The 12,051-nt window shown below is 68.3% G+C and carries 6 protein-coding genes and 1 pseudogene; 4 read left to right on the forward strand and 3 right to left on the reverse strand.

The genetic code is table 11. The features are described 5' to 3' along the window. Positions 1 to 245: hypothetical protein (locus ACFQ4H_RS33865; RefSeq protein ID WP_377579196.1), on the forward strand; the 245-nt coding region annotated here is incomplete at its 5' end. Between the two features lie 111 nt (positions 246 to 356). On the opposite strand, the gene ACFQ4H_RS33870 is transcribed toward ACFQ4H_RS33865, so the two are convergent. Next, positions 357 to 782 (reverse strand): DUF6924 domain-containing protein, encoded by a 426-nt coding sequence (locus tag ACFQ4H_RS33870; RefSeq protein WP_377579198.1) that lies wholly within the window; start codon positions 780 to 782, stop codon positions 357 to 359. Positions 783 to 1,041: 259 nt separating this feature from the next. Between ACFQ4H_RS33870 and ACFQ4H_RS33875 the strand changes: the two genes are divergently transcribed. Next, positions 1,042 to 1,260, forward strand: coding sequence for a hypothetical protein (locus tag ACFQ4H_RS33875; protein ID WP_377579200.1), 219 nt, complete (start codon positions 1,042 to 1,044; stop codon positions 1,258 to 1,260). 312 nt (positions 1,261 to 1,572) lie between these two features. Here ACFQ4H_RS33875 and rph read toward each other — a convergent pair whose 3' ends face one another. Together rph and ACFQ4H_RS33885 are read right to left on the reverse strand one after the other, a co-directional pair. Next, entirely contained in the window at positions 1,573 to 4,167 is a 2,595-nt protein-coding gene (rph, locus tag ACFQ4H_RS33880; RefSeq protein ID WP_377579202.1) for a rifamycin-inactivating phosphotransferase, read from the reverse strand. Positions 4,168 to 4,914: 747 nt separating this feature from the next. Next, entirely contained in the window at positions 4,915 to 7,920 is a 3,006-nt protein-coding gene (locus ACFQ4H_RS33885) for an AfsR/SARP family transcriptional regulator (protein ID WP_377579204.1), read from the reverse strand. A 317-nt stretch (positions 7,921 to 8,237) separates the two neighbouring features. Between ACFQ4H_RS33885 and ACFQ4H_RS33890 the strand changes: the two genes are divergently transcribed. Together ACFQ4H_RS33890 and ACFQ4H_RS33895 are read left to right on the forward strand one after the other, a co-directional pair. Further along, the gene (locus ACFQ4H_RS33890) at positions 8,238 to 11,612 is read left to right on the forward strand and encodes a LamG-like jellyroll fold domain-containing protein (RefSeq protein ID WP_377579206.1); all 3,375 of its coding nucleotides are present in this window, start codon (positions 8,238 to 8,240) and stop codon (positions 11,610 to 11,612) included. Between the two features lie 125 nt (positions 11,613 to 11,737). Then, positions 11,738 to 12,051 (forward strand): annotated as a pseudogene (locus ACFQ4H_RS33895) (hypothetical protein); the annotation flags it as partial.

A 12,051-nucleotide genomic window follows, 5' to 3' on the forward strand; every position in this document is an offset into this window, starting at 1 on the left:
CCCACGACGTCTACCAGCAGGAGATCTCCCACGCCGTGCTCAGCCGGGGAGGACCCGTCCTCGCCGCCGGCACCGCAGACATCGTCGGGGACGCCGAAAGCGGATACTTCGGGGTACGCATCGACAACCACAGCGGGCACTTCCTGCCCTCCGCCGACAGCCTCCGCATCGGAGTCACCGCATTCGGAGACTTCAGCGTCGACTTCTCCCCCGAGACACAAGAAACCTACCAGGACGGGGGATAGCGAACCGAGATCCCCAAACTGCGACGTTGAAGAACCCGTCGACCGCACTGGCCAGCCTCGGACGACCCACGCTCGGAGCGACTTGCAGGGCTGCACATGTCGACGGACCGCTCAGAATCCTCGGAAGATTCCGTCTGCCCCTGTTGCGTTGGTGAATTCAACGAAGTCCATGTTCGAAATTGAAAGATTGTTCTCGATCGACTGTACGCCTCGAGGCGTGGTTCTGAACGGACGTACCGCAACGCCGGCGTTGAGGTTGATTACGAGGATCGGATGTTCGGGTTCTGAGAGGGCAACCGTGTCAACGACGAAAACGACCGGATGCTCGTACCGATGCGGGTAGGCGCGAGGGTAGTGATCGATGATCGCATGTTCGTCCAGGTCGAGCAGCGTGTGGTCCTCAACGAACTCCACGTTGGCACCGAAGCCTTCCTCGGTCGACGTGGTGATCTCCATCTTGAGTCGTTGCCAGGACCTGTCGTCGCTGAAGTCAGCGCGTACGACGGGACATCCACGTGTTTCCGGCAGGTTGGCCACGCAGGCAGTCTATGGACACCATGGTGATGTCTGTAGTGGCCACTTCACGCCGGCGAGTACGTCTGGTCCGACGGCCGCAAATTGCGTTACCAGCCGAGGTGCGGCTGCCTACCCTTACACCATGGCGAGGACTCGCAGGCGGAGGATTTGCGTCGATGGCGTCGATTATCAATGGACGGTCGGTTACGCCGACCCAGGCCACGTCGTAGTCAGGGTCTGGTATGTCGCAACCAGGCGGGGTACGCAGTTGGAGGTCCGGGTGGCCTTCGACGATCCGTGGCTCAACTACGGGCCGATCATCACCGCGCCTGCGGACCGGGTGGCTGAGGCGTTCGCCCTGGCCCCAGTAACGCCGCAGTTGGTCGCGAGAGTGATCCAGGCGGCGCTCGCCGCAGGTTGGCAGGTCGACGGTGGCGGTGGACCGCTCCGCTTTGCGCTCACACGGAGCCGGGAACGGCTGGAGCCAGTGTCCGGATGACTGGCAACTGAGGCACGGAGCGGGACCACGCGGATCCACGGTCAAGTGGCACCTGGAGCGCCGGGACGCGAACCGTAGCCGGCTCCAAACGGGACGGCGGCTTGACCACCGGCCGCGGGTACGCGTCCCGCGCCATCTACTCCTGTGGGTGGCCGCAACGCTCGGTGCGCCGGTGTCGAGATTCGCGACAGGGTGGCCTACCAGCCGCGGCCCGCCGAAACGTCCTGGTCGTCGGCGCTGGGCGTACTGCCCGGGGACAGGCATCTCGGTCCGTCGCCCTTGGTGCCCAGGTCGGCGTGGGTGAGTGGTCGGTCAAGGCAGGATCTCGACGTACCCGTCGGTTCCGTGTACGCGGATCCGCTGCCCGTCGGAGATCAGCCGGGTCGCGTCCACCACCCCGACGACGGCTGGCAAGCCGTACTCCCGCGCGATCACTGCCCCGTGCGTCATCAATCCTCCGACCTCCGTCACCAACCCTGAGCTGGCGACGAAGAGGGGTGTCCAACTGGGGTCCGTATGTGCCGTGACGAGAATGTCGCCTGGTTCGAGATCAGCCTGTGCGATGTCGCGGATGACGCGGGCCCGCCCTTCGACGGTCCCGGCGGAGACCGGTAGGCCGATCAGCGCGCCGGTCGGCACGTCCCCGCGTCGGTACTCCCCGGAGATGACCTCGCCATCCGATGTGAGCACGCGGGGCGGCGTGAGCGCTTGATACGACCTGAACGTGTCCTTGCGTCGGCGGATGAGTTCGTGATCGACGTGGTTCGTGCGCACGACGTCGTGGAGCTCATGGAACGTGAGGTAGAAGATGTCCTCCCTGTCCTGGAGCAGGGCGGCCTGCACGAGGCGCTCGGCCTCTCCCAGCAAGGCCCGCTTGTAGACGAAGTAACGGCTGACCATGTGGTATTTCGGATACTCGCGGTAGCCGATGAAGGTCCGCAGTCGGTCGATCATCTGCTTCGCCTCGCCGGCTTTCCGCTCGCCGTCCGGTAGGGCCCGTAGGCGCGCCAGAAGCTCTCGTTCCGTCCGCCACGCCTCCTGCCGGCCCTGCTCGAAGAGCCGCTTGCGTGCGCCGGGCTCGAAATTCCTGATGTTGCTGAGGATCATCGGTACGAGCGTGGTGGGGCGTTCGCTCCATCGCGGTCGCGTAATGTCGATCTCGGCGACGCAGCGCATGCCGTAGTTGTCGAGCCAGGCCCGGATGGCGTCTCGCGCTTCCCGCCCGCCTCCGAGCCTGGGCAACTCGTCCAGGAACCCCTCGTCCTCGACGTGCTGGAGAAAAGTCACCACTTCGGGATACGGGCGGATCACGTCGGCGACGTCCAGTAGTGCCAGCCCCATCTCCGAGGTGACGTTATGGGGGACAGACTGCGTGAGGGTGTCGGCGGCGTTCTTCTCACCCAGCCACGCCTGTAGCTGGTCGTTCAGCCACCACGTGGCCTCCATCCCCGCCATGATCACCTGATGGCTTCGCGGGTCGAACAGGATGCGCTTCAGCTCCTGGAGGTCCGCGAGGATGAAGTCGAAGAGCGATGATCCGGACCTGGTCCGGATGGTGGGCGTCATCACGGCGATGGAAGCCTGGCTGCGCCCGATCAGCTCGGCGACGATGGCCGGATCAGTCTCGATCGGAGCTGGTGCGCCGCCCGCCGGCACGCCGGGACCGGCGTCCGGGAGCGACTGGACGAAGTCGTCGCGTTCGAGGATGGTCCGCAACGCGTCCCCGATCAGCGGATCGGATCTTTCCAGGGCCTCGAGAATGTTCGCGCGGCTCGCGGGCGAGGCCAGGGCCTTGGCGACGTCGACGAACAGCCTCCCGCCGGCCTCGTGCATCGGCGCGGGGGTCGTCAGCTGCCACAGGGAGAGCCCCAGGGGCTTCATGGCGTCGGTCATCATCTGCTGATGACCGACGGAGACGTAGACGTGGTTCTCCTGGTCGCCCGGTGCGGGGACGGGGAACAGCGTGGTGATCGGCCGGCTCTGGACGATCTGGAAGTCATCGTCTACCAGGCACCATTCGATGTCCTGAGGGTGGTCGAAGTGCGCTTCGATCCGCCGGCCCAGCTGCTCGAGCCGCACGACCTGGGCATCCGTCAGTGCAGGCAGCTCCTGCCGCTCCGGGTCGATCGCCACTTCCTGCGTCCCGCCAGTGGGTAGGGCGTGAACGGCACGCTGCTTGGCGGCGACCGCCTTGGAAATGACTTCGCCGTCGCGGACCTTGAACACGTCCGGGTTCACCAGACCGGAGACCAGGGCCTCGCCGAGGCCGAAGCCGGCCTCCACGGAGGCGACCCTTCGGTTGGATGTGACGGGGTCGGCCGTGAAGAGGAGGCCAGCCGCCTGTGGGAAGACCATCTGCTGTACGACCACGGCCATGTGGACGTTGCGGTGGTCGATGCCGTGGCGCTGGCGGTAGGTCACGGCCCGCTCGGTGAAGAGCGAGGCCCAGCATCGGCTGACGTGTTCGAGGATCGCCGCCGGCCCCACGACGTTCAGGTACGTGTCCTGCTGGCCTGCGAACGAGGCCGTCGGTAGGTCTTCTGCCGTCGCGCTGGATCGGATGGCGTAGGCGGCCTGCCTGCCGAGCTGGACGAGAGCGCGGGTGATCGCCGTCGCGAGATCGTCAGGGATGGTGATCCCTTCGATGGTCCGGCGGATTTCCGCGCTGAGGGTGCGGATCGCCTTCCGGTCGTCCGGATCCAGGTGCGACAGCTGGTCGAGCCGGTCGTCGATCGACCGTGCTTCCGCCATGATTCGCCGGTAGGCGTGCGTCGTCACGCAAAAGCCGACCGGCACGTGGATACCTTCGATCCGCGACAGTTCCCCCAGGTTCGCACCCTTGCCGCCGACGACTGCGCCCTGCGTCCTGTCGATCTCCCGTAGGCCCAGTACGTACTGCTCGATCATTGCGATACCTCCCAGGCAGCCGTGCTCCGCTGCACTGCGCCGACCGGCCGCATCACCGGCGTCGCAAGCTGTGTCGAACCTCTTGGTGGGCACACGTCCCCATCTCATTGCCTTCCTTCCTGACGAGTCGACCGGTCGGACGACGGCGAAACATCGAAAGCACGTCCGGGGTCCCGGCTTCGACCGGGCAACCGGGCAGTCCTTCGACGTCACCGTTATCCCCATGCAGCGACAACGAGACATGCATACCGTCCCCCCGTTTTCGCTGGCCGTGGTCTCGGCCGACGATTCTGCGGTACGACCCGGGTCTTGCCGCAAGCCCCCTGCTCTGCTATATGTTGAAGATGGCAAGGAGTGGTCCTTTCCTCCTTTACGCCGTTCGCTGTGGAGTTACGCTCTCTTCGCAAGATGCCACCGGGCCATATTTTTTCGATGCGTGTCGATGACTTTTGGGTGGGTTCCCCTCTTCCGATGATTCCGCTGCGTGCCACTGTGGGCATGTCGACATCCTGTGCGAGAAAGCAGTCGGGAAATGCCGTATCCCGAACCTGAATAGGATCCGTATTTCAAATCGTGTCGAACGTATTCCACATCCCGATCGTGCTCTCTCGTGAATCAAGACTGTTGGTCCTATGAAGTCTTGAGGTCAGTGCTACACAGTGGAGCCGGAGCTCGGCTCGCCGCCGCGAAGGCGCGGGTGACACCTCGGTGAACACGAGATCCTCGGAAGGCCGTCCGCTTTGGCGGTCATGTCTCATCGAGCCGTTGCCGGAGCTGGTTCGCCTCCTGCCGGGCCTGCCGGGCGGCGATGGGCTCATCGATGAGGTCGTACGCCTCGGCCAGCGTCTCAAGGCCGGTGCCCAGCCAGTATGGTGATCCCAGCCGTCGCCACATTGCGACCGCCTGCGCCGCCCGGTGCCGGGCGACCCTCGGCCGACCGACGGCCAGTTGGGCCACCGCGAGCGCCCATAGCGTCGCGGCTTCACCCCACTCGTTGGCGAAGTCGCGATAGATCCACAGGCACTGCACCAACAGCCGACGCCCCTCGACGTGCCGACCCTGTCGTACCCGCATCTCGCCGAGCCAGCAGGCCGCATGCGCACTGCCGAGCCGATCGCCGAGACCCTCACTGATCTCCCTGGCCCGGGCGAAGTGGATCGCCGCGTCGTCGTAGTCGCCCCGGTACCGGTAGACGTGCCCCAGGCAGCGCCACGCCTGGGCCGCGCCGGGGAGGTAGCCGGCGGCCTGACTGAGCCGCAGACACTCCTCGAAACACTCGACGGCCGAGGTCAACTGGCCCCGCTCCATCTGTACCGCCCCGATGCCGCCGATCGCGTAGACCAGGCCGTTGTGGTTTCCGGTGGCCTCGGCCAACTGTCGGGCCTCGGTGAACCGGGACAGTGCGGCGTTGTACTCGCCCCGGAGCCGGTGCAGGTATCCGAGTCCGGCATTGATCGCAGCGACGTGCCCGGGGTCCCGGTCGGTGCTGGCTGCGCGCGCGGCGGTGAAGTGCTCCATGGCGTCGTCGTACCGGTCCTGGACGGTGTCCAGTTCGCCGAGACCACGATGTAGCTTCATCGCGGTCCGCCGGTCGCCGGCCCGCTCCGCGGCGACCAGCGCGGCCGTCTGCACCCGTCGCCAGTCGTCGAAGTGGTTGCCCACCTGGAAGAAGGTGGTCAGCGCTGCGGCCAGGCAGCCGGCCAGACCGGTGGCGCCCCGATCGATGCCGTCTTCCACTGCGGCGACAAGAAAGGCGTGTTCCTGGTCGAACCAGGCGCGCGGGTCGGCGGTGATGCGTTCCACGTCGGGACGCGGCAGGCTCCAACGGGCCACCCGGTGCCGGGTCAGTCCCAGGAAGTCGGCGGAGAGTCGGTCCTCCGCGCGTTCCGCGAGCGCCAGGCAGGCACCGCTGAGCCGACGGACCGCCGCCGTCCGTACGTGCACCGGGTCCTTCTCGGCCACCTGCTCCTGCGCGTACAACCGGACCAGGTCGTGGAACCGATAGTGGATTTCACCAGTCATCTGCCCGGGGGCACCCGAAGTCGTCTCCAGGAGACGTACCGTGAGCAGGTTGTCGATCAGTCGCTCGGCCTGCGGTAACGGCACGTTCAACAGGGCGGCCAGTGCCCAGGAGGGGAAGTCGCGGGCCTTCAACAGGCCCAGCCGCCGAAAGGCTGTCTGCACCGGCTGCGGCAGCCCGCGATAGGTCAGTTCGATGCTCGACCGTACCGCCAGATGTGCCACCGCCAGCTCGTCGAGCCGGTGCTGGGCGGCTGCCAGCCGATCGGCCAGGGCCGCCAGCGGCCAGCCGGGCCGGGCGACCAGCCGGGCACCGGCGATGCCCAACGCCAACGGAAGGTAGCCACAGAGTGTCGCTACCCGGGCGGCGGCCTCTGGCTCGGCCGCCACCCGGTTCGGATCGGTGAGCCCACCGAGCAGGGCGACGGCATCCGGAGGAGTGAGCAGCCCGAGCGGCACCCGTACGGCTTCGACCAGACCGGTGAGCGTCTCCCGGCTGGTGACCAGAGCCGCGCAGCCCGAACCGCCCGGCAGGAGCGGGCGGACCTGGGCCAGGGACACGGCGTCGTCCAGCAACACCAGCACCCGACGCTGGGCCACCAGTGACCGGAACAGTGCGGCGGCCTCCGCCTCGTCGTCCGGGACGTTGGCTGGCCGGACGCCGAGGGTACGCAGGAACCGGCCGAGCACGTCGATCGACCGCAGCGGCGCCAGCCCGGGGGTGGCTCCCTGCAGGTCGACGTAGAACTGCCCGTCCGGGAAGTGGGCGGCGCTGCGGTTCGCCGCCGCCAGGGCCAGGGCAGACTTCCCGACACCTGCGACGCCGTCGACGGCGACCACGACCGGACCCGGCCGGGCCCGGCTGCCGGACAGGAGCTGAGCCAACCAGGTCAGTTCCGTGGCGCGACCGTACAGCGCGTTCGCCCCGGCCGGCAGTTGGCGTGGCCTCGCCACCGCCGGTGCGCTCTCGACCGTCGGCCCACCAACGTCGGCTTCGCCCCGGAGGATCTGCCGGTGCAACCGCCGTAGGTCGGGCGCTGGGTCCACACCGAGTTCCCCAGCCAGTACCGTGCGCAGTTCGGCGTACGCGGCGAGCGCCTCACCCGGCCGACCGGACCGGTACAGGGCCAGTATGAGGTGCGCCCAGAGCCGCTCCCGCAACGGATGTTCCCGGACCAGGCTACGAAGGTCGACGGCGACAACCTCCGGCTGCCCGAGGTCGAGCCGGGCCTGTGCCCACTGTTCGGCGACCACGAGTCGCCGTTCCTCCACCCTGGTCACCATCGCCTGGAGCGCCGGCCCGTAGGTGACCCCGTCCAGCGTACGACCACGCCACAGCCGTAGCGCCTGCTCGAGGTGGTCGGCCGCCGTCGACAGGAGGCCCGTGCGCAGGGCGCGCTCGCCCTGTGCCGCCAGGTCGTCGAACCGGTCCAGGTCGAGTTCACCGGGGCGGACGACGATCCGGTAACCGCCGGCCCGTTCGGTGCGTAGGCGGGAGTCACGTTCACCGGGCGGGTGCAGGACACGACGTAGCCCCGCCAGGTAGCCACGTAGGTTCGAGCCGGCAGCCGACGGCGGCTGCCACCAGACCGACTCCACCAGACGTTCGGCGGAGAGCGCCGTGTTCGTACTGAGCAGTAGGGCGGACAGGACGGTAAGTTGCTTCGGCGCGCCGACATCCAGGCGCTCGCCGGCGTGGCTGACCTCCGGCCGCCCCAGGACCCGAAACTCCACCCCGAACCGCCCCCGCTTCACTACCGACGTTCGTTGCCGTCCCCCGCACCGCCGGATCTGTCGACCGGTCGGAACCGGCCACCGGTCAGGCTCGTGCCCTCCCGCCGTCAACTCCTTGCCGGACGTCCGTCTCCCACCGCACGACCAGAGCACCGGAACGGGAGTCCGCACATCCATTGAAGGAAATGCACTGCCGTTGCGTCCAGCGGGAACGCCTACGGGCCACGCGACAGGTGTGCACATTATGTGCATCCACTCCCGACAATCTACGTCGAGCGATACCCACTTTGACGGTATCGGTTACGGGGGAGAGCGGGATGCGTGACAGGGGCAGGCGGGCCGTTGCTGGCGTGATGGCGACGTGTCTCGGTCTTGCCGCCGTCGGGGTCAGCCAGATTCCGGCATACGCCGAACGGCAGGCGGCGAACGTACCGGTGGTCGGGGCTGCCCCCGACCGGGAGACACCGCACGAGGCCACCGCGCAGGACGAGGCGGCGGCACGGTCGGCGGCGCGACGCTCGGGCCGGAGCGTCGAGGTCACCGGTCTGCGGACGGAGACCCGCACCGTCTTTGCCAACCCCTCCGGCACGTTGATCCTGCGGGAGCACGCCCGACCGGTACGGGTACGGCGCGGTACCGACTGGTTGGTCGCCGACCCGACGTTGCGTACCCGGGCCGACGGCAGCGTGGCACCCACCGCGACCCAGGTGGGACTGGTCCTGTCCGGGGGAGGCGCCGGTCCACTGCTGCGCGTCTCGTACGGCGACAGCCGGTTGGCGCTCAGCTGGCCAGGCCCGCTCCCCGTGCCCGTGCTGACCGGAGCCACCGCCACCTACCGGGAGGTGCTGCCCGGGGTGGATCTGCAGATGACCGCCGACGTGGCGGGCTACCAGCAGGTGCTCGTGGTCCGGGACCGGGCGGCAGGCAGCAACCCGGCGCTGCACAGCCTCCGCTTCGGCCTACGTACCGAGGGAGCCAAGGTACGGGTCGATCCGGCCGGCAACCTGAACGTGCTGGACGACCGGGGCAACCTGGTGCTGCACGGTCCGACACCGCAGATGTGGGACTCCAGCCCGGGCGAGGCACGCCAGGCCCGGATGGGCCTGTCGGTCACCGACGATGCGCTGACGGTCGTACCGGACCGGTCGGTGCTCACCGACCCGGCGACCAGGTATCCGGTCCACCTCGATCCGTACCTCTACCACCCGGCGAAGAGGTCCGCCTGGACCCATGTCAGCCGACACTTCTCGACGACCTCCTACTACAACTCGTCCTCCGACGCGAAGGTGGGCTACTACAGCGACAGTTACGCGTCTCCGAAGTCCGACACGTACCGGTCGTTCTTCCGGATGGACACCGCCCCGCTCAACGGCAAGCAGATCTTCAGTGCGACGTTCGCCACCAACGAGACGTGGTCGTACTCCTGCACCCAGCGGGACGTGGAACTCTGGCTGACCGGCGGCATCAGCAGCGCCACCACCTGGGCGAAGCAACCGAGTTGGGTGCGCAGGCTGCACACCGTCAAGGCGGCAAAGGGATGGGGCCCCAACTGTCCCGCCGGTCCGGTGGAGTTCGACGCGACCAGTGCGGTGGTGGAGGCGGCGGCGAACGAATGGTCGTCGACCACCCTGGGGCTGCGGGCCACGAGCGAGTCCGACACGTACGGTTGGAAGAAGTTCAAGAACAACCCGACCCTCACCGTCGAGTACAACTCGGTGCCCGAGGTGCCGACCGCGTTGCGGGTGGGCCCCGCGTACGCCTGCACGGCCGACCCGGCCGACGCGCCCCCGGTCTCCGACCTCGCACCCCGCCTGATCGCCACCGTGGCCGACCAGGACAGTACGGTGCAGAACGTCCGGGCCCGGTTCGAGTTGGCCCAGGGCACGACACCACTGTGGAGTCACCTGACCGAGTTCAAGCAGGCCTCCAGCTTCGCCACATCGACGCCGGCGCTCACCGACGGACAGACGTACGCCTTCCGGGTGCAGGCGGACGACGGCATCGCCACCAGCACGTGGAGCCCGTGGTGCTACTTCCGCGTGGACAGCACGGCACCCGCCCTCGTGCCGGGAGTCACCTCGACCGACTATCCGGAGGCCGACCCGACCAACCCGGTACGGGCCGGGGGCGTCGGCAAACCGGGCACGTTCCGGTTCACCGCCAACGGCATCGCCGACATCGCCTCGTACCAGTACGACATCGACAACCCGGAGCCGGCGTCCTCGGTTGCCGCAACCGGTGCCGACCGGGGAGCTACGGTCTCCATCACCCCCGGACCGTCGCCCAGCCCGCTGCGGACGCTGTACGTGCGTAGCGTCGACTCGGCGGGCAACCGCAGCACCGTTCGGGCGTACGACTTCTATCTCGCGCCCACGGCCGGTCCCGTGGCGTCCTACTCGCTGGACGAGGGAACCGGGACGACGGCCGGTGACGCCAGCGGCAACGGCCGTACCGCCACGTTGACCGGCGGCGGCTGGACCACGGGTCGCCTGGGCACGGGCTTTTCGGCCGACGGCGACCCGTTGGCCGACCGGGCCCTCACCCTCAGCGGCACCGGACAGTACGCGGCCACGTCCGTCCCGGTGGTGCGTACCGACACCAGTTTCACGGTCGCCGCCTGGGTTCGGTTGCGCTCCGACGCCGCCAACGCCACCGCCCTGACCCAGGCGGGTGCGGTCAACGGTGGTTTCCAGCTCTACTACTCCACCACGCACGGCTGGGTCTTCAACCGGCATGCCACGGACGTGACCGGCACCACGATCATCCGCGCGGTCTCCCCGACTCCGCCGCAGATCAACCGATGGACCCATCTGGCCGGCGTGTACGACCTGTCCGCGCGGCAGATCCGGCTCTACGTCAACGGTGCGCTCGCCGCGACGACGGCCTTCGTCGACCCGCCCTGGCAGGCCTCCGGCGGGTTGCAGATCGGCCGGTTGAAGTACAAGGGCGTGTTCGGCGAGTACTGGCCCGGTGAGATCGACGAGGTGCGGGTGTACGACCGGGTCGCCTACCCGGCCGACATCGCCGAACTGGCCAACCGCCCGGCGGTCCTGGCCGGGCACTGGGCGATGGACGAGGGCACCGGTTCGACGGTAGCCGACGAATCCGGCAAGGGCCGGCCGCTCACCGCCGCCGGCGGTGTCACCTGGGCCGTCGACCGGTACGGCGTACCCGGTGCGGCGGTGGCGACCGACGGGGTGACCGGTCGACTCACGACGGCGACCGCGGTGGCCACGACGGACCGCAGCTACAGCGTCAGCGCCTGGGTGAACCTGGCCTCGCTGCCGAGCGGGTACGCGACGGTGGTCGCCCAGGACGGCACGTACAACTCAGGCTTCTACCTGCAGTACTCACCGTCGACCCGGAAGTTCGTCCTTTCCGTGTCTAGTAAGGACGCTGCCGGGGAAACGGCTGCCCGGGCGTTCTCCCGGGCCGAGGTGACGGTCGGGCGGTGGACCCATCTCGTCGGGGTGTACGACTCGGCGGAACGGCAGATCCGGCTCTATGTGGACGGCGAACTCGCCTCGTCGGCGGTGTTCACCACGGCCTGGCAGGCGTCCGGGCCGATGCAGGTCGGTCGGTCCCAGTACGCCGACGCGTACAGCAACTACTGGCGCGGCAGCATCGACGAAGTACGCGTCTACCAGGGTGTGCTGAGCCAGACCGAGATCGACAACCTGGCCTTCTCCTGACCCCTCACCCCTGACCCCGACCTCTGACCCCTGACCCCGACCTCTGACCCCGACCTCTGACCCCTGACCCCCTGACCCCCGACCCCCTGTCCCTGTCCCAGATCCGCGAGCCCCGGAGGGTGGTAATGCGAAGACTCGACAGAAGTTGGCGGAGGTGGACCGGCTACGGGACCGCCGTGGTGATGGCGGTCTCGATGGTGAGCGCACCCGAACGGGCCGCTGCGGACGTGGGTCCGACCTGGGCCGACCTGCCCAGGGACCCGAAGGTGACGGGTGCCCCGGCCAAACTGACCCCGCTGCCGGCCAACCCCGCTGCCGCTGCCGCGATCAGGGCGCTGCCGGCACCCACCTGGCCGGTGGCCGGATCGGCGTCGGTGGAGCTGGCCGGGGCGGTTGCCGCAGCCGGTGGGGACGGCCCGGGTGCGGGGGTGCGCGCCGG

It is taken from the genome of Micromonospora sonneratiae, assembly GCF_042679305.1.
Classification (GTDB): Bacteria; Actinomycetota; Actinomycetes; order Mycobacteriales; family Micromonosporaceae; genus Micromonospora_H; species Micromonospora_H sonneratiae.

What these genes read in the sequence shown, in the direction of transcription:
- rph (WP_377579202.1), bottom strand. Translation starts at nt 4,167, where the DNA reads ATGATCGAGCAGTACGTACTGGGCCTACGGGAGATCGACAGGACGCAG.
- ACFQ4H_RS33890 (WP_377579206.1), top strand. Translation starts at nt 8,238, where the DNA reads ATGCGTGACAGGGGCAGGCGGGCCGTTGCTGGCGTGATGGCGACGTGT.